The sequence below is a fragment of the Streptomyces wuyuanensis genome (assembly GCF_900103455.1).
Taxonomy (GTDB): Bacteria; Actinomycetota; Actinomycetes; order Streptomycetales; family Streptomycetaceae; genus Streptomyces; species Streptomyces wuyuanensis.
The window spans coordinates 20,457-38,725 of record NZ_FNHI01000025.1 but is presented as its reverse complement, the minus strand read 5'-3'; the positions used below and the strand labels follow the sequence as shown (position 1 = coordinate 38,725).

General features: G+C 71.2%; 16 protein-coding genes and 1 other RNA gene. 2 read left to right on the top strand and 15 right to left on the bottom strand.

From position 1 onward, the window contains the following. Position 1: 1 nt before the first annotated feature. From BLT82_RS29685 to BLT82_RS29670, 4 genes are all read right to left on the bottom strand, one after another. Positions 2-1,270, bottom strand: a complete 1,269-nt coding sequence (locus tag BLT82_RS29685; RefSeq protein ID WP_093660393.1) for an acyltransferase family protein — start codon at positions 1,268-1,270, stop codon at positions 2-4. Further along, positions 1,267-3,390: a bifunctional polysaccharide deacetylase/glycosyltransferase family 2 protein gene (locus BLT82_RS29680; protein ID WP_093660391.1), complete on the bottom strand. Its 2,124-nt coding sequence runs from the start codon at positions 3,388-3,390 to the stop codon at positions 1,267-1,269. Before BLT82_RS29680 ends, BLT82_RS29685 begins: the two co-directional genes overlap by 4 nt. Positions 3,391-3,465: 75 nt before the next feature. Beyond that, positions 3,466-4,182 carry a hypothetical protein gene (locus BLT82_RS29675; RefSeq protein WP_244529752.1) on the bottom strand — a complete coding sequence of 239 codons (717 nt, stop codon included), beginning with the start codon at positions 4,180-4,182 and terminating at the stop codon, positions 3,466-3,468. 160 nt (positions 4,183-4,342) lie between these two features. Further along, complete coding sequence (locus tag BLT82_RS29670) at positions 4,343-5,308, bottom strand: LysR family transcriptional regulator (protein WP_093660389.1); 966 nt, start codon at positions 5,306-5,308, stop codon at positions 4,343-4,345. Positions 5,309-5,390: 82 nt separating this feature from the next. Between BLT82_RS29670 and BLT82_RS29665 the strand changes: the two genes are divergently transcribed. Further along, complete coding sequence (locus BLT82_RS29665; protein WP_404205518.1) at positions 5,391-6,668, top strand: MFS transporter; 1,278 nt, start codon at positions 5,391-5,393, stop codon at positions 6,666-6,668. 60 nt (positions 6,669-6,728) lie between these two features. Here BLT82_RS29665 and ssrA read toward each other — a convergent pair. The 5 genes from ssrA to ftsE form a co-directional block, all read right to left on the bottom strand. After that, positions 6,729-7,098, bottom strand: a transfer-messenger RNA (tmRNA) gene (gene ssrA / locus BLT82_RS29660). Between the two features lie 93 nt (positions 7,099-7,191). Further along, positions 7,192-7,671: an SsrA-binding protein SmpB gene (gene smpB, locus BLT82_RS29655; protein ID WP_093660385.1), complete on the bottom strand. Its 480-nt coding sequence runs from the start codon at positions 7,669-7,671 to the stop codon at positions 7,192-7,194. 18 nt (positions 7,672-7,689) lie between these two features. After that, positions 7,690-8,859, bottom strand: a complete 1,170-nt coding sequence (locus BLT82_RS29650) for a S41 family peptidase (RefSeq protein WP_208868085.1) — start codon at positions 8,857-8,859, stop codon at positions 7,690-7,692. A 68-nt stretch (positions 8,860-8,927) separates the two neighbouring features. Continuing rightward, positions 8,928-9,845, bottom strand: a complete 918-nt coding sequence (ftsX, locus tag BLT82_RS29645) for a permease-like cell division protein FtsX (protein ID WP_093660381.1) — start codon at positions 9,843-9,845, stop codon at positions 8,928-8,930. A 41-nt stretch (positions 9,846-9,886) separates the two neighbouring features. Continuing rightward, the gene (gene ftsE, locus BLT82_RS29640) at positions 9,887-10,576 is read right to left on the bottom strand and encodes a cell division ATP-binding protein FtsE (RefSeq protein WP_093660379.1); all 690 of its coding nucleotides are present in this window, start codon (positions 10,574-10,576) and stop codon (positions 9,887-9,889) included. 305 nt (positions 10,577-10,881) lie between these two features. On the opposite strand from ftsE, the gene BLT82_RS29635 reads away from it, so the two are divergent. Continuing rightward, positions 10,882-11,073, top strand: a complete 192-nt coding sequence (locus BLT82_RS29635) for a hypothetical protein (protein ID WP_093660377.1) — start codon at positions 10,882-10,884, stop codon at positions 11,071-11,073. A 164-nt stretch (positions 11,074-11,237) separates the two neighbouring features. Here the strand turns inward: BLT82_RS29635 and BLT82_RS29630 are convergent, their stop codons facing one another. The 6 genes from BLT82_RS29630 to BLT82_RS29605 form a co-directional block, all read right to left on the bottom strand. After that, positions 11,238-12,215: a hypothetical protein gene (locus BLT82_RS29630; RefSeq protein WP_093660376.1), complete on the bottom strand. Its 978-nt coding sequence runs from the start codon at positions 12,213-12,215 to the stop codon at positions 11,238-11,240. A gap of 322 nt (positions 12,216-12,537) precedes the next feature. Further along, on the bottom strand, positions 12,538-12,762 hold the full coding sequence (locus BLT82_RS29625) for a DUF397 domain-containing protein (RefSeq protein WP_093660374.1): 225 nt from the start codon (positions 12,760-12,762) through the stop codon (positions 12,538-12,540). Beyond that, positions 12,749-13,573 carry a helix-turn-helix domain-containing protein gene (locus tag BLT82_RS29620; protein WP_093660372.1) on the bottom strand — a complete coding sequence of 275 codons (825 nt, stop codon included), beginning with the start codon at positions 13,571-13,573 and terminating at the stop codon, positions 12,749-12,751. Before BLT82_RS29620 ends, BLT82_RS29625 begins: the two co-directional genes overlap by 14 nt. 181 nt (positions 13,574-13,754) lie before the next feature. Beyond that, positions 13,755-14,861, bottom strand: coding sequence for a peptide chain release factor 2 (prfB, locus tag BLT82_RS29615; protein WP_093660370.1), 1,107 nt, complete (start codon positions 14,859-14,861; stop codon positions 13,755-13,757). A gap of 69 nt (positions 14,862-14,930) precedes the next feature. Beyond that, complete coding sequence (locus BLT82_RS29610; RefSeq protein WP_093660368.1) at positions 14,931-16,166, bottom strand: serine/threonine-protein kinase; 1,236 nt, start codon at positions 16,164-16,166, stop codon at positions 14,931-14,933. 147 nt (positions 16,167-16,313) lie between these two features. Further along, the gene (locus tag BLT82_RS29605) at positions 16,314-18,035 is read right to left on the bottom strand and encodes a serine/threonine-protein kinase (protein WP_093660366.1); all 1,722 of its coding nucleotides are present in this window, start codon (positions 18,033-18,035) and stop codon (positions 16,314-16,316) included. Positions 18,036-18,269 lie beyond the last annotated feature (234 nt).

Genomic DNA, 18,269 nt, shown 5'->3' with positions numbered 1-18,269 from the left:
CTCAGGCACGGTGTGAGCGCCCCCGTCCGCGCGCTGCCCCCGCCCGCGACGCCTTCTCGCTCGTCGCGCCGTTCGGCCACAGCCGGGGCCGGCGCTTGGCGGCGACGTCCTCCAGCCAGCCGACGGCCATGATCATCAGACCGATCAGCGGGAAGACGACGATCAGCATGAGCACGGGGTACGCCCGCTCCAGGTAGCCCGAGTACGTCGGCCAGACGCCCGGGATCTTCCAGAGCAGGTCGACGACCGGGATCGTCGCCATGATCAGCAGGTTGTGCCAGAGGTAGATCGTCACCGCGCGGTTGTTGGACAGCGTGATCAGGCTGTCGAAGTGCGCGAGCCTCCCCGGGAGCCGCTGCCAGGACGGCGAGTACGCGAGCAGGATCACGCAGAAGCCGAACGACCAGGTGGCCTGGGCGAGCGGGATGTCGTTGAGGTCCCAGCCGTCCGGGCCCAGATGCCACGACGCCCACCACAGGCCGAAGGCCATGATCAGAGAGGACACCGACACGAAGACGTACCGCGGGAGCTTCTCGAACACGCCCTCCTGGTGGGCGAAGCCGAGCACCCAGCAGGATCCGTAGGTGGCGAAGTCGGTGATGACGTTGCCGGTCTCGCCGGGGATCTTGAACAGCCCGGAGCCGACGACCGCCGTGAGCGCGAGCGGGGCGAAGAGCGTCGCCCACGGCAGCCTGCGGAAGGCCCACAGGAGCAGCGGCGAGGCGATGACGAACCACAGATAGGCGCGGATGTACCAGAGCGGACCCGCCGCCTGGACCGCCCAGGTGTCCTCGAGCAGGCCCGAGGCGTCACCGCTGTGCCAGGGGTACGGCGGCGCGCCGACCGGGACGATGTACCAGGCCAGTTTGACGAACCACCAGATCCCCTCCTCCTTCACCGGCTTCCAGCCGAAGTAGAAGATCACGGGCAGGACGAAGGCCGAGAACGCCCACATCGGCGGCAGCAGCCGCCGGACGCGGCCCCGGATGACGCCCCACGCGGGCCGCGCCAGCGAGCGCGCCATCAGCGAGCCGGCGAGCGCGAACATCACGCCCATGGACGGGAAGAGCACCGTCAGCCAGGCCCAGCCGAAGATGTGGTAGACGATGACGCGGAGCAGGGCGATGGAGCGCAGCAGGTCGAGATAGCGGTCCCGGCCGGGCCGCTTCGGCGCGGCGGCGGGAGCCGCCGTCGCCGTCGCCGTGGTGTCGGCACGGTGCCGGGCCCCGGCACGGGGAGCGCCGCCCGTGTCGAGCGAGGGCGAGGTCATCCGACCGGCCTCCGCTCGTCACTGCCCTGGCGCTGGGTGGGTATCGAGCCCGGCGCCTCCACCACTCCGGTGCGCCGCAGCTTCTGCCAGCGGAGGCGGCCGCCGGTGAGGGCGGTGATCCAGGACTGCAGCAGCACGACGTACATGAGCTGCCGGTACAGCAGCTGCTGGAGGGGCAGGGAGATCAGGTGCACCATGCGTTCCTTGTCGAGGCGGAACGCGTACGCGGCGCACACGGCCTGGATGGCGAGGACGCCGAGCCAGGCGACGATCGTCTTCTGCGTGGGGCCGAAGACGAGTCCGTAGAGCAGGAAGACGTCGATCAGCGGGGCGAGCAGCGGGAACAGCACCATGAACAGGGAGACGAGCGGCAGGCCGACCCGGCCGAAGCGGCCGGAGGGACCGCTGTCGATCACGGAGCGGCGGTGCTTCCAGATCGCCTGCATCGTGCCGTACGACCACCGGTAGCGCTGGGACCACAGCTGCTGCACCGACTCCGGGGCCTCGGTCCACGCCCGGGCCCGCTCGGCGTACACCACGCGCCAGCCGTCGCGGTGGATGGCCATGGTGATGTCGGTGTCCTCGGCGAGGGTGTCGTCGCTCATGCCGCCGACCCGCTCCAGGGCCTGGCGGCGGAAGGCGCCGACCGCGCCGGGGATCGTGGGCATGCACCGCAGCACGTCGTACATGCGGCGGTCGAGGTTGAAGCCCATGACGTACTCGATGTGCTGCCAGGCACCGATCAGGCTGTCCCGGTTGCCGACCTTGGCGTTGCCCGCGACGGCGCCGACGCGCGGGTCGCCGAAGGGCTGGACGAGTTCGCGGACGGTGGACGGCTCGAAGACGGTGTCCCCGTCCATCATCACGATGATGTCGTGGCGGGCGTTGCGGATGCCGTTGTTGAGGGCTTCCGGCTTGCCCGCGTTGGCCTGTCGGACGACCCTGACGTTGGGCAGCCACATGTCGTCGACGATGTCGGCGGTGCCGTCCGACGAGCCGTCGTCGATGACGATGACCTCGATCGGGTGGTCGCTCTCCATCAGCGAGCGCACCGTGTTCTCGATGCACTCCTTCTCGTTGTAGGCGGGGACCAGCACCGTCACGGGTTCGGTGACGGCCGGGCCCCAGCGGAAGCGGCGGCGGCGCACCTTGCGGGCATGGCCGAAGGAGAGCAGCAGCATGAGGCCGAAGCGGAGGAAGACCAGGACACCGATGACGGCGAGGCCGACGGTCAGGGCCGAGGTGGTCTTCTCGGAGACGGCGACGGCGCCGACCCACGCCTTGCCCTTCCACAGGTCCGGTCCCGTGACCGGTGTGTGGGCGCTGGGCGCGCCGAGGGCCTCGGTGAGGTTGGCGAACCGGTAGCCGCGCTCCTTCATGTCGGGCAGGAAGCGGCTCAGGGCGGCCACGGTCTGGGAGCGGTCACCGCCGGAGTCGTGCATCAGCACGATGGAGCCCTTGGTGCCCTTGGGGGTGGCGCGCTTGATGATCGCCTCGACGCCCGGGCGCTTCCAGTCCTCGCTGTCGGTGTCGTTGAAGGCGGTGATGTAGCCGCGGCTGCCGATGTACTCGGTGACCGGCCAGGACTTGTCGTCCAGGGCGGCCGAGAACGACGAGTACGGCGGCCGGAACAGCGAGGTGCGGATGCCGGCGGCGCCGGCGAGCGCCAGCTGGTTCTGGGACAGCTCCCAGTCGATCCGGCTCTGCGTCTGGAGGGCCAGGTCCGGGTGGTTGAAGGTGTGCAGGCCGAGCTCGTGGCCCTCCGCGACCATCCGCTGCACCAGCTCCGGGTGGCGGGAGGCCATGGTGCCGGTCACGAAGAACACCGCGTGGGCGTCGTACTGCTTCAGCTTGTCGAGGACCTTCGGCGTCCACACCGGGTCGGGGCCGTCGTCGAAGGTCAGCACCAGGTTCTTGTCCGGGACCCTGAGCGCCTTGGGCGCGCCCGGGGTGCGGGCGTCGATGACCGGACCGCCGTTCAGGACGTCCTTGGGCACCTGGCCGCTGGAGACCGGGGGGCGTACGCGGTGGTCGGCGAGGATCTCGCTGTGCACGTAGCCGCGCAGCATGAGCATCGCGAGGAGCGCGACGAGGAAGAGCGTGGGCAGCAGATAGCGCATGGGCAGCCTGCGCCGAATCGCGGACCGCCTGACGCTCTTCTGGCGTCGGGCCGCCCGCCTGCCGGAGGCGGTCATCTAGCGGGCACCTTCCCCGGCCAGTTGCCGGCCCTGCGCCACCGGCTCGCCGGTGGGTTCCTCCGTCGCGGTCTCGGTGGGGGTCGTCGGATCGACCGGGTCCGGCGGCGGCTCCTCGCCGCCCGTGCCGCCGGCGCCACCGGGCGGCGTGGACACGGTGGGCTTCGGGTCGGCCGTGGCACCGCCGGCGCCACCGGCACCGCCGGTGGTGGTGGCCGCGCCCGTGCCGGAGGCGCCGGCCGGGCTGCTGCTCCGGTCGCCGCCCGGCTCGCCGGCGGACCCGGCGGGCTGCCGCGGCACGGCGGCCGGGCTGCCGGAGGGCGAGGGGACGCCGGCGACGACCTCGGCGCCGGCGGGCGCGGGGGCGGACGGGGCGTCGGAGGGCCCGGGGGTCTCCTCGGCGGTGTCCGCCTTGTCGTCGGCGGGCCCCGGTATGAGAAGCGACGGCGCGTTGGAGTTGCCGCCGATGAGGGCGACCACGAGGGTCACCGCGTAGCCGGCGCAGACCAGCGCCAGCACCCATCCGATACGGCGGAACTTCTTGCTGCGACGGCCGCTCTCGTCGACGAACACCGGTCCGTCGGCGCTTTCCCGAGGGGCCTCAGGGGTCATCTGGGCAGCCTGGAGTCGTCTGAACTCCACGCTGTCGATCTGGATGGTGACCTCGTTGGGGTCATGGGTGTGCCCTATTCGGGACTTTTCTCGCCTGTTTTCCACTGCTGTACGCTCTTCCCCCACTGAACGGAGAGGTGGGAGCGCCGGCGGAACCGGACGCCTGCCGTCGGACCGAGCCCCCTAAACCCGGACCGAGCACCCCCTACCACGTTGCACCCGGACCATGAATGTAGCGCACGGCGGGGACGGCCGGGCCGCGGAGTCAGGTGTTCCGCGCCATAGCGGCCCGGTCCTCGTCCGGCAGCCAGCCGTCAGGCGGCACGTCCAGCCACCCCTCCGACGCGGCGAGTTCGGCCATGACGGAACGCAGGACGCCGAGGCCGGGGTGGCTCAGGCCCCGCCGCCAGACGAGCGAGACCGGGGACAGCGGCACGGGGTCGACGAGCGGCCGGACGACCATGCCCGGCACGGGGATGAACTCGGTGCTCGCCAGCACCGACCAGCCCTGCTTGCGCACCACCCGGACGAACTCCTCCTGCCCGGCGATCTCGGGGAAGGGGGCGGCCATGCGGATTCCGCGGCCGGCGAAGAGCCGGCCGGCGAGGTCGGTCCACTCCGCGGTGGCCGCGTTGCCCGCGCCCGCGTAAAGGGTCTCCCCCGCCAGTGCGTCCAACGGCACCTCGGGGAGCTCCGCGAGGGGATGGCCGTCGCGGAGCAGTACGGCCATCCGCTCGTACCGCACCGGCTCGTGGGCCAGTTCGGAGCGCAGGGCCGGGTCGATCCCGGCGATCCTGCCGGAGGAGACGTCGAGCCGGCCGGCGACGATCTCCGCCGCCGCACCCGTGAGTCCGCTCAGGTAGCGGGCCACGAACTCCAGGCCGGGGGCCGCGCGGCGGGCCTCGTCGAGCATCCGGTAGGCCGTGCCCACCGGGGCGCCCACGTCGACGAGCAGCGGCCGCTCCGTGTCGGCGAGGGCCGAGGCCAGCGCATCGTGGGCGTCCATCACCCGCCGCGCGTACGGCAGCAGCCGCTCGCCCTCGGCGGTGAGCCGCACCTGCCGGGTGGTCCGGACGAACAGCTCCGCCCCCAACGTCCGCTCCAGCCGCCGGATGTCGCGGCTGAGCGCCTGCTGGGCCACGTACAGCCGGGCCGCGGCCCTGGTGAAGTGCAGTTCGGCCGCGACGGCGAGGAAGGCGCGGAGCAGACGGGGTTCGAGGTCCTGGGGCACCCCGAGAACTTACAACAGGAGTGCGTCAATGAGCCTCGAACAGGTGTTGGACCCCCGAGAGCCCCGCCGCGACCCTTGATCCATGCCGCAATCGACTTCTCCCCAGATGACCACGTCCGGCGGGACGCTGGTCCTGGCGCCCCGGGACCGGGAGCCGGGACCCTCCCGTCCGCCGGGCCCCTCCCGTCCGCCGGGCCCCTACCGCCGGCTCTTCGCCGTCCCCGGGGCACGTGCCTTCACCGCGGGGAACCTCCTTGCCCGACTGCCCATGGGCATGTTCAGCGTCAGCGCCGTGATCATGATCGCCGGGCAGCGCGGTTCGTACGCCCTCGCGGGCGCCGTCACGGCGACCGGTCTGGCCGCCACCGCGATCGTCGCCCCGTGGACCGCGAGGCTGGTCGACCGGTACGGCCAGGCCCGCGTCGCCGTACCGGCCACCGCGCTGGCCGTGCTCGGCTCACTCGCCCTGGTGCTGTGCGTCCGTCACGGCACCCCCGACTGGACGCTCTTCGCCGCGTACGCCGCCACCGCCACGACACCCAACACGGGCGGGATGTCACGCGCCCGCTGGGCACATCTGCTGAAGGACGACGCGGCCGCCCGGCACACCGCGAACTCCTTCGAGCAGGCGGTCGACGAGCTGTGCTTCATGCTCGGGCCCGTGCTCGCCGCCTGGCTCTGCGCGGGGTTCTTCCCGGAGGCCGGGACCCTCGTCGGAGCGGGGCTGCTGCTGACGGGCGTGGTCCTGTTCGCGGCCCAGCGGTCCACCGAACCGCCGGTCTCCGGCGGGACCGCGGGGCGCCGCTCCCCGCTGCGCACGCCCGGCATGGTCCCGATGCTCGCCGTCTTCCTCGCCACGGGAGCCGTCTTCGGTGCGATGGAGGTCGTCACGCTCGCTTTCGCGGACGGCCCGGCGGCGGGTGCGGTGCTGGCCCTCCAGGCCGCCGGCTCCTGTCTCGCGGGCCTGGCGTACGGCCGGGCCCGCCGTACCGCCCGGCTGCGGACCTGCCTGGCCGCGATGACGGTCCTCATGGCCCTGCCGCTGCTCGCCGCGGCGGGCACGGGCTCCCTGCTCGCCGTCGCGGGTGGGCTTCTGCTCGCCGGGATGGCGACGGCACCCACGATGGTGACCGGCATGACCGAGATCCAGCGCCTCACCCCGGAGGGGCAGCTGAACGAGGGCATGACCCTGGCCGTGACGGCGCTGCTCGGCGGCATCGCCGCCGGTTCGGCGGCGGGCGGCTGGACGGTGGAGCACGCCGGCGCCTCCCACGGCTACGCGATCCCGGTCACGGCGGCGGCCCTGGCACTGGCGCTGTCGCTGCTGCCGGCACGTACGACGAAGGCCCGGCTGTCATGACAGCCGGGCCTCGCCCACATGGGGTGCGGTGCCTGGGGGCGGTGCCCCCAGATCGTCCACTGGTGGAGATGGCGGGAATCGAACCCGCGTCCAACGGTGCGGAATCAGGGCTTCTCCGTGTGCAGTCCGCTGCGATTTTCTCGGCCCCGGAGATCACGCGGACAAGTCTCCGACGGGCTCAGTCACTGTTTGATTTCCCTCCAGACCCCGTGACCGGGTCTAGAGGTTTAGTCCCCTAGCTGATGCCAGGATCCGGGTCGGGAACAGCCCCGGGCTGACACTTCGCAAGTCGCTACTTAGGCAGCGAGGGCGAAGGAATCGCGCTTGGTGTTGGCGATTATTGGTTGCGACATATGGTTTACGAGATCATTGCCGCTTCCTCGACACGCTTCCCCTGCTTCGACAGCCGCTGTCGAAACCGATCATCCCCATGTTGATTTTTCAAACCTGCCCCCTCGGGGAGGGCAGGAGCCATCGTACGTGACCAACGCACGACCGTGCCAGCGTATTCCGCGCGTCCGGCTCAGGCCCGCTGCCGCCGGCGCGCCGCGGACATGGCACGGTCGGCCTCACGGCGGTCCTGCTTCTCCCGCAGGGTCTGCCGCTTGTCGTACTCCTTCTTGCCCCTCGCGAGGGCGATCTCGACCTTGGCCCGGCCGTCCTTGAAGTACAGGGCGAGCGGCACGATCGTGTGACCCGTCTCCTGGGACTTCGACTCCAGCTTGTCGATCTCCACCCGGTGCAGCAGCAGCTTCCGCTTCCGCCGGGCGCTGTGGTTGGTCCAGGTGCCCTGGCTGTACTCCGGCACGTGGACGTTGTGCAGCCACGCCTCGTGGTCGTCGATCTGGACGAACCCGTCCGCCAGCGAGGCCCGCCCCTGACGCAGCGACTTCACCTCGGTACCCGTCAGCACGAGACCGCACTCGTAGGTGTCGAGGATGTGGTAGTCGTGCCGCGCCTTCTTGTTCTGCGCGATCAGCTTGCGCCCTTTTTCCTTAGCCATAGTGCGGTCATTTTCGCACTACGACCCCGCCCCGAGGCCACTCAATACCGTCTGCGCCCGCTCCTCGGCCCGCTCGCTCACGGCGAGGTCCGGGGTGATGCCCCGGCCGTCGACATCGTGACCGGACGGAGTGCGGTAGTGGCCGACGGTGAGCTCCGCGACGGACCCGTCGGGCAGCCGCTCGGGCATCTGCACCGACCCCTTGCCGAAGGTGCGGGTACCGACGGTAACGGCACGGCCCCGGTCCTTGAGGGCGCCCGTGACCAGCTCCGCCGCGCTCATCGTCCCGCCGTCCACCAGGGCCACGACCGGCCGCGCGGTGTCCCCGCCAGGCTTGGCGTAGAGAGCCTTCTGCTCACCGCGCACGTCGTACGTGGCGACCAGCCCACCGTCGAGGAACGCGGACGCCGCCGACACGGCCTCGGAAACCAGGCCGCCGCTGTTGCCCCGCAGGTCCAGCAGGACTCCGGCGCCCTCGGGCGCGGACTCGACCGCCTGCCGCACCTGCTCGCCCGCGCCCCGGGTGAAGGCCGCCACCTTGATCAACACGGCCTTGCCCTCGAGCCTCCGCACGGTGACCGCCTCGGTGGCGAGCCGGGCCCGCTGCAGCGTCCGGCTCCAGGCGTGGTCGCCGCGCTGGAGGCCCAGCACGACGGACGAGCCGGCCCCGGCGCTCTTGCCGTCACCACGCAGCAGCCGGACGACCTCGCTGACGGGGCGCCCGTCTATACGGGCGCCGTCGACCGTGCGCAGCTGGTCGCCGACGCGGATACCGGCCCTCTCGGCGGGACCGCCGCGCTGGAGGCGGGCGACCTCGACCCGGCCGTCGGCCCCGCGCCTGGCCCACAGGCCGACCCCGGTGTACGAACCGTCGAGGGCACGCGCGAACTCCTCGTACTCGCCCTTGTCGTACACGGCGCCCCAGCGGTCCCCGCTGCGGCTCACGACCTCTTCGGCGGCCTTGGCGCCGGATTTGCCGTCCGCGGCGGCCTCGGCGGCGGCCCGTGCGATCTCGTCGCGGTCGACCGTGGCGGCGGCGGCCCGCACGCGGGGCTCGGGCGGTTCGCCCTCGCCGCTGGGCAGCAGGCCCGTCGTGGAACCGGTGACGAGGGCGCCCGCGAACACCAGCGTCAGGACCGCCCCGTGGCGCAGGCCACGGGGCACCTTGGGTGATTCGGGGCCCAACATGGCGCCCACTCTAGGACAAGCGAAGGGCGCCGTAGGGTCGTTGACCCGTACGGCGCCCGGGGCGCTCGTCACACCTTCAGGTACTTGCGCAACGCGATGAAAGCGGCCATGGAGGGCATCAGCAGCCCGATCACGAGGACGAGCGGGAGTACCGCTATCACGGCGTCCCAGCCGATGAAGTTGACCAGCGGCATCTTCTCGGAGAGCGCCAGACCGCCGTCGATGAGGAAGTACCGGCCCACCAGCAGCATCACACAGGCGACCAGACCGCCCAGCAGACCGGCGAATGCGGCCTCCATGATGAACGGCATCTGGATGTAGAAGCTGGACGCCCCGACGAGCCGCATGATCCCCGTCTCACGCCGACGGCTGAACGCGGACACCCGCACGGTGTTGACGATCAGCATCAGCGCGATGACGAGCATCAGCCCCATGATGAAGAGGGCGGCGACGTTCATGCCCCGCATCATGTTGAAGAGGTTCTCCAGGATGCCGCGCTGGTCCTGGATGGACTGGACCCCGTCCCGGCCGGCGAAGGCGGTCGCCACCACCTTGTACTTCTCCGGGTCCTTCAACTTGACCCGGAACGACTCCTGCATCTGGTCGGGCGTGATGACCGTGGCGATGGCGGTGTCGCTGTACTGCTCGCGGTAGTGCTTGTAGGCCTCGTCCGCGGACTCGTGGTGGACCTTCTCGACGATGTTCATGTCTTCGAGGTCGGATTTGATCTGGTCACGCTGCTCGGCGGTGACGGCACCCTTCGAGCACTTCTCGTCCGTCTCCGCGTCGTTCTTGTTGCAGAGGTAGATGGAGACGTTGACCTTGTCGTACCAGAAGTCCTTCATGGTGCTGACCTGTTCACGCATGAGCAGGGCGCCACCGAAGAGGGCGAGCGACAGGGCCACGGAGACGATCACCGCGAAGGTCATCGTCAGATTGCGGCGGAGACCGACGCCGATCTCCGACAGTACGAACTGGGCGCGCATGGCGAGTGTTTCAGCCTTTCCTCTACCTGCTCAGTGCCGGCTCAGTGCTGGTAGCCGTAGACACCGCGCGCCTGGTCGCGTACGAGCCGGCCCTGTTCGAGCTCGATGACGCGCTTGCGCATCTGGTCGACGATGTTCTGGTCGTGGGTCGCCATCACCACTGTGGTGCCGGTCCTGTTGATCCGGTCCAGCAGCTTCATGATGCCGACGGAGGTCTGGGGGTCGAGGTTTCCGGTCGGCTCGTCCGCGATCAGCAGCATGGGGCGGTTGACGAAGGCGCGGGCGATCGCCACGCGCTGCTGCTCACCACCGGAGAGCTCGCCGGGCATCCGGTCCTCCTTGCCGCCGAGGCCGACGAGGTCGAGGACCTGGGGAACAGCCTTGCGGATCTCGCCGCGGGGCTTGCCGATGACCTCCTGCGCGAAGGCCACGTTCTCGGCGACGGTCTTGTTCGGCAGCAGACGGAAGTCCTGGAAGACGGTGCCGAGCTGCCGGCGCATGTGCGGCACCTTCCAGTTGGACAGGCGCGCCAGGTCCTTGCCGAGGACGTGCACCTGGCCGTGGCTGGTGCGCTCCTCGCGGAGGATCAGCCGCAGGAAGGTCGACTTGCCGGAACCGGACGAGCCCACGAGGAAGACGAACTCCCCCTTCTCGATCTCCAGGGAGACGTCGCGCAGGGCTGGACGGTTCTGCTTGGGATAGCTCTTGGAGACGTTGTCGAATCGGATCACGAGTGCACCACGGTCGGCCGGGAGTATGTGTGCGTGACCATACGCGAACGAGGATGGCGCGTGCAGTCACCGCCCGGAGTTGCGCGATTTGTCGGATTGATACCCCTCTCTTGCCCCTCTCTCCAGCCTCCCGGAACGGGTGTAACCCGACGGGGCGCGCCGAATCGCTCGCGAGCTGGCACAGTGGTACCGGGAACGGATGCGGTTCCCGGAGCGTTGCGCGGAGAGACACGCGGAGAACCACCGAGGAACGCCGAGAGAAGGATCTCCGCGGGCGGCTCCGCCGCGCGGGAGGAGGAGAGCGCATGACCTACGACCGACTGGTGTGCGCCAACTGCGCCGCGCCCGTCGCGGAGGGCCGCTGCCCCGTCTGCCGGGCCAACCGCGAGCGCCTGCAGCAGGAGGGCCCCTTCGCGGGCCTGAACCCCGCGGCGCTGCTGGCGCTGCTGGTGGTCCTCGTGGCCGCGCTGGCACTCCTGGCGCACCAGACCGCCTGACGGGCCGGCCGGAGCCGGACACAGGCGCCCGAAACCCCACGGGATCGCACGGGAACGCACAGGGGCCCGGAGAGCTTCACGGCTCTCCGGGCCCCTGTTGCTTGCTGTGACGGACCGCTACCGCGGGTCACATCCGATCAGGCGGATCGGACGGGACAGGGCGGTCAGGCAGCGGTACGGCCGCTGACGAGGCGGGGCAGCATACGGAAGCCGATGCCACCGGCGATCATCGTCGCGGCACCGACCAGCAGGAACGTGGTCTCGGCGGCGCCGGTCTCGGCCAGCTCCTCCTTGGCCTTGCCCTGCTCGACCGGCTGCGAGCCGGCGGAGTCGGTGTCGGTGTTGTCGGCGCACTCGGCACCCTCGACGTTCACGGTGCAGCCGTCGGAGCCGCCGTCGCCGCCACCGGTCGCGGCGGAACCGCCGGTGGTGGAGGAGCCGCCGGTGGTGGAGGAGCCGCCGGTGGAGCCGCCCTGGTCACCGCCGGTGGCGTTGCCACCGGAGTTGCCGTTGCCGCCGTTGTTGCCATTGCCGCCCGAGTTGCCGTTGCCACCCGAGTTGCCGTTACCGCCGGAGTTGCCGTTGCCGCCCGAGTTGGCCGGGTCACCAGTGGTGGAACCGGTCGTCGCCGGGTCACCGGTCGTCGAACCCGTGGTGGCCGGGTCACCCGTGGTGGAACCGGTCGTCGCCGGGTCGCCGGTCGTCGAACCCGTGGTGGCCGGGTCACCCGTGGTGGAACCGGTCGTCGCCGGGTCGCCGGTGGTGGAACCCGTGGTGGCCGGGTCACCCGTGGTGGAACCGGTCGTCGCCGGGTCGCCGGTGGTGGAACCCGTGGTGGCCGGGTCACCCGTGGTGGAACCGGTCGTCGCCGGGTCACCGGTCGTCGAACCTGTGGTGGCCGGGTCACCGGTCGTGGAGCCGGTCGTCTGACCGAGGCTCGTGTCGCCGGTGGTCTCGCCGTCACGAATACCGAGGCCGATGTCGACACCGTTCTTGTCGACCTCAGCGCTGGCGCTCAGGCCACCGACGCCGACATCGATGCCGACGGCCTGGGCTGCGCCCGCGGCGGTCAGGGAAGCCCCGGCGGCGATCACCGCGCCGGCGGCTATCCGCGCGACGCGGACACGCGTCTTCTTGGTCATCTGCTGCTACCCCCAGTAGCTCATTCGTTTGTAGGGCAGCGTCAGGGGCGGCGACCGCTCGGGGCTGCGCTTCCGCTTCCCCGCTCACACCCGTCCCACATGTACGCATGCCGCGCGCCAGCCTTCCCACTTTCCGCGGACGCGTCAAGTTTCATTGCGCGTGCGATGCCCGAAATAAGGCCAGTTGCCCAAGCCGGGAGCACATAACTGTGACGTAAGAACGGAACTGCCGCCTGATCGACGGCAGTTCCCTTGTCGACAAAGCGAGCCGACCTGGTGCTTTTCGCTTCCCGGCAGCGAATCGCGGCTACGGGCGCCGAGTTCAGGATCGTTCGAGCGAGTGCGCTTTGAGGGCACCGACGAAGGCCGTCCAGGCCGAGGGGCCGAAGACGAGGGCGGGGCCATGGGGGTTCTTGCTGTCCCTGACCGGGACGCGGGCGGCGCCGGACTCACCGACTTCCAGGCAGTCGCCGCTGCTGCCGCCGCTGTAGCTGGACTTGCGCCAGACGGGGGCGGTATCGGGGACGATGTGCTCACTGCTGCGCATGCTCGTACTCCTCCGCAACGGACCTGATCAGAGCCAGGGATTCGCGATGCGAGAGCGCGTCTCCCAGGGCGTGATCGTATGCGACCTGGCAATCGCGCACCGCGGAAGGGACTTCAAGCACGCGGCCCGTCTTCAGCCCCTCCACATACGCGACCGGCGGCAGGTCCTCGAACCACATGAGCGAGACGAAGCCCTCCACCAAGGCGTGGAAGCCGGCCGAGAAGGGGAGTACATGCACGCGGATCCGATGGCTCTCGCCCAAGTCCGCGATGTGCCTGAGCTGTTCGCACATGGCCTCCGGACCGCCGATGGGACGACGTAGCACCGCCTCGTCGAGCAGTGCCCAGAACACCGGAGCGTGGAAGTCGGCCAGGATGCCGGAGCGTTCAAGACGTGTCGCGAGCAGCCGGTCGCGCTCCTCTGCCGTCTTGGCCGGGAAACCGGAGCCGAGGACCTCCCGGGCGTACGCGGCCGTCTGAAGGACGCCCGGGACCAGCTTCGGCGCGTACTCCCGGATCACCTTCGCCCGGCGCTCCAGCTCCAGCGCCTCCGCGAAGTGCTCCGCGACCTTGCCCTCCTTCAGCGACGGCAGGAACCGCTCGAAGAACCCGCCGCTGTCCAGCACGCCGTCCAGCCGTCGCGCGTCCTCCACGTCCGGTCTGCGCCTGCCCGCCTCGATGTGCGCGATGTGGGTCCGCGACATGACCACGCGCCGGCTCAGCTCCTCCTGAGTGAGACCGGCGGCCTCCCGGCGCCGCCTGAGCTCCAGCCCGTACGTCTCACGGGACTGCGGGTTGTCCTCGATCGCCATGCCCAACTCCCCCGGTACGCGGCCGCCGTTGCGGGGCTGCCGCTACCGAGCGTAGCGGACTTGGTATCGGTCCGTGATCAGAACCGGGTGGGAGGGGACACCTGCTCCGGCTCAGGATCCGGGCATGCGTGACGGCGCCGCGCCCTTCGGGGCGCGGCGCCGTCACGGAACTACCGAGTGGTTACTTCTCCTGCTGCTTCCGCCAGCGGATGCCCGCCTCCAGGAAGCCGTCGATCTCGCCGTCGAGCACCGACTGCGGGTTGCCGACCTCGAACTCCGTCCGCAGGTCCTTGACCATCTGGTACGGGTGGAGGACGTACGACCGCATCTGGTTGCCCCAGGAGTTGCCGCCGTCGCCCTTGAGGGCGTCCATCTTGGCCTGCTCCTCCTGGCGGCGGCGCTCGAGGAGCTTCGCCTGGAGGACGTTCATCGCGCTCGCCTTGTTCTGGATCTGGGAGCGCTCGTTCTGGCAGGAGACCACGATGCCGGTCGGGATGTGGGTGATGCGGACCGCGGAGTCGGTCGTGTTGACGCCCTGGCCGCCGGGACCGGAGGCGCGGTAGACGTCGACGCGCAGCTCGGACTCGTCGATCTCGACGTGGTCCGACTGCTCGACGACGGGAAGGACCTCGACGCCCGCGAAGGACGTCTGGCGGCGGCCCTGGTTGTCGAACGGGGAGATGCGGACCAGGCGGTGCGTGCCCTGCTCGACCGACAGCGTGCCGTAGGCGTACGGCGCCTTCACGACGAAGGTGGTCGACTTGATGCCGGCCTCCTCCGCGTACGAGGTCTCGTAGACCTCCGTGCCGTAGCCGTGGCGCTCGGCCCAGCGCATGTACATGCGCTGGAGCTGCTCGGCGAAGTCGGCGGCGTCCACGCCACCGGCCTCGGCCCTGATGTTGACCAGCGCCTCGCGCTCGTCGTACTCGCCGGACAGGAGCGTGCGGACCTCCATCTCGTCCAGCGCCTTGCGGACGGCCTCCAGCTCGGCCTCGGCCTCCGCCCGGGTGTCCGGGTCGTCCTCGGCCTCGGCGAGCTCGAAGAGCACCTCGAGGTCGTCGATCCGCCCGCGGAGCGCCTCCGCCTTGCGGACCTCGGCCTGCAGGTGCGAGAGCTTGCTGGTGATCTTCTGCGCCGCCTCGGGGTCGTCCCAGAGCGACGGCGCCGCCGCCTGCTCCTCGAGCACGGCGATGTCTGCCCTCAGCCTGTCGAGGTCCAGGACGGCCTCGATCGACCCCATGGTCGAGGAGAGGGACTTCAGCTCTTCGGATACATCGACGACTGCCACGCGTCCAAGAGTAACGGCATCGCGCGACACGCCCGCCGCGCCTGTGGACGTCCGGCCGTCCTGAGGGGGCTAGGGCTGGGCCGGGGCCGACTGCTTCGAGTCCTCGGGGGGTGCAGAGCTGTCGTCCCCGCTCGTCGCGAGCCAGCCGCCGACACCGGCCGCCACGGCCAGCACCAGGGCCGCGACGCCCAGTGTGATCCGGCGTCTGCGCACCGCCTCCGCCTTGTGCCGGGCCGAGCCGGGACGGCGCTGGCCGGGTGTGCGCGGGGCGCGGGCCGTACCGCGGGCGCCGCCCGCCAGCTCGTCCGGGCCGGGGACCCGCATGGAGGTGTGGGTGTCGCGGTTGGAGTCCGTGGCCGAGCCGCGGACCAGCGGGACGGCCCCGCGGCGGCGCGGTTCCGCCGGCCGCGCCGCGTACTCGGGCTCCTCGTACGCCTCCGCGGGTTCGGCGTCCGGCTCGTCCACGTCCAGCGGGGGCATCCCCGCCAGCAGCGGCAGCAGGTCGTGCAGCCGCGCCGCCAGCTCGGAGGCGCGCAGCCGGGAGGCGGGCGCCTTGGCCAGGCACTGGACGATCAGCTGCCACAGCTCGTCGGGGATGCCGGGGAGCGGGACGACGGTCTCCGTCACGTGGCGGCGCAGTACGGCCCCGGGGTGCCCGCCGCCGAACGGGGTGAAGCCGGCGAGCAGCTCGTACAGCACGGTCGCGAGGGCGTAGATGTCCACGGCGGCGCGCGGCGGAAGACCCTCGACGATCTCCGGGGCCAGGTAGTCCGGCGTACCGATGATCTTCGTGGCCTTGGTGCGGCGCGGAGTGTCGATCAGCTTGGCGACGCCGAAGTCGGTGAGCAGTGCGGGGTGTGCGCCGCCGGGGCCGAGGGGACCCTCCATGTCCAGCAGGATGTTCTCCGGCTTGACGTCACGGTGGACGACACCGGCCGCGTGGGCCGCGGCCAGGCCCTCGGCGACGTCCGCGACGATCGCGACGGCGGCCGCGGGGGCGAGCCGGCGCTCTCGGTCGAGCCTGGTCCGCAGGTCGGTACCGCGGACGAGGTCCATCACGAGGGCCAGGTCGTTGCCGTCCACGACGAGGTCGCGCACTCCGACGACGCGGGGGTGGTCGAGTCCGAGGAGGGCCGTGCGCTCCTGGACGAAGCGCCCGACCAGTTCCTGGTCCGAGGCGAGGTCCTCGCGCAACAGCTTGACGGCGACGGGGCCCTCGGGCCCTTCGCCGAGCCACACCGTGCCCGCACTGCCCCGGCCGAGAATCTGATGGGCCGTGTACCGGCTGCCGATATTCCGTGCCAAGACTGCTCCCTCAGCGGCTGGCGTTGCCCATCAAAGTACGCGGCTGTCGGGGTGCCTCGTGCCCAGGATGGCGCCAACCGTCACTTCTGCGGGGCTTTTTCCCCCGCAGAAGTCGACATAACGACAGAGTGATCGTGTGCCGGGGCGCTACTGGCCGGCGCCGGCGCCCGTTCCGGTCCCGGTTCCGGGGTCGGGCGTGCTGCCGCCGAGCTCCGAGATCCAGTCCGTCACGCTCGACACCGCGTCGCCGATGGCCTGCCAGTAGCTCTTGCCCTGGGCGATCCAGTCCTGGAGCGGCGTCAGCTCCCAGATCAGCCAGCCCGCCACGAAGAACAGGACCAGCGTGAACAGGCAGCCCTTGAGGCAACCGAGGCCCGGGATGCGCATCGGGCTGGAGCTCCGCTGCCGGGGCGGGCGCGGCTCGCGCGGCGGACGCTGGGCCGGCTGCTGCCGGGGCGGCGGCTGCTGCGGCGGCGCGTTCCGGCGCTGGGGCTGCGGGGCGTACTGCTGCTGCGGGGCGTAGGGCTGCGGCTGCTGCTGTGGGCGGCGGCCCTGCTGCTGGTACGGCTGCTGGTAGGGCTGCGGCTGCGGCGCCGGGCGGCGCTGCGGACGGCGGCGCAGGGGGTCCTGGCTCGGGTCGAGGTACTGGACCTGGGTCTGCTCGTTGCGGTCCCGTGCCGCCTGCAGCTGGGACTGCCAGGGGTGCGGTCCGTCGGACTGCGGCGGGCCGTCGGGGCGCGGGGGCACGGGCGGCATCATCGCCGTCGGGTCCCCCGCCGCGCCGCGCGGCAGCACGCTGGTCGGATCCGCGGCACCGGCGGGGCCGGACTGCGGGAACACGCTGGTCGCGGCGTTCGGGTCGTACGAGCCGTCGCCGCCCTGGTTGTAGGAGGCGGCGTTGCTCGGCAGCACCTGGGTGGGGTCGGCCGCGCCCGGCATGCCGGGGACGGTGGCCGGCGACGGGTCGGGCGCCAGCAGGGCGCCCACGCCCTCCGCCGCCTCGATCTGCGCGGGCGTGGAGTGCACTCCGATGCCGGCGGCGACGGCCCGCAGGCCACGGGCCAGGTTCTCGGCGCTCGGCCGCTCCCCCGGCTCCTTGCGCAGACAGCGCTCGATGACCGTCCACAGCGGGCCGGGGACGGTGGACGGCCGCCGGGGCTCCTCGCTGAGATGGCGGTGGAGCACTTCGAGCGCCGTGCCGCCGGCGAACGGCGGACGGCCGGTGACCAGCTCGTACAGCATGATGCCGGCGCCGTAGACGTCCACCGCGGACGTCTGCGGGCGGCCCTCGGCGGACTCGGGCGCGACGTACGCGGGCGTGCCCACGAACTCGTGCGTACGGGTCAGGCCCGGGGAGTCCGCGAGGCGGGCGATGCCGAAGTCGGTGAGCATCGGGTGCATCTCGCCGTTGCGCTCCGCGAGCAGCACGTTGGCGGGCTTGAGGTCGCGGTGGACCACGCCGTCGTCGTGGCTGGAGGCGAGCGCGTCCGCGATCTGCGCCGTGAGCAGAGCGGCCGCGACCGGGCTGAACGGCCCGTTGTCACGGATGTAGCGGTGCAGGTCCGGGCCGTCGACGAGGTCCATGACCAGGGCCAGGACGTCGCCCTCGACGACCAGGTCGCGGGTGCGCACGATGTTCGGGTGCGTCAGCCGGAGCAGGACGGACCGCTCGCGCAGGAAGCGCATCACGACGTCCGCGTCGTTCGCGAGCTCCTCCTTGAGGACCTTGATCGCGACGGTCTCGCCGGGCTGGCCGGGCACGGCCGCCTCGGCGCCCGCGGTCTCACGCTGGCGGGCTCGCCAGACGGTGCCCGTGGCGCCGCGGCCGAGCGGCTCCTCGAGCAGGTACTTGCTCCCTACCGGCCGCACGTCACTCCCTGCTGATCGTCGGTGGAACGTCGTTCCTCATGGTTCCGCTTCCCCGGTCCATGGTTGGCTCCGTCCGGGTGTCCGACCCACTGTAGTGCCGCCGATCGGGTCACCGGAGTGATCAGCGGATCGGCGGTTAAGACGTCCGGAACGCCCCGTTGGTTGCCGAACGGCACCCCGGTGGGCGGCAGAGGCGATCCCAAGCAGGCACTTTTGGGCCCAGAGCCGACCAAT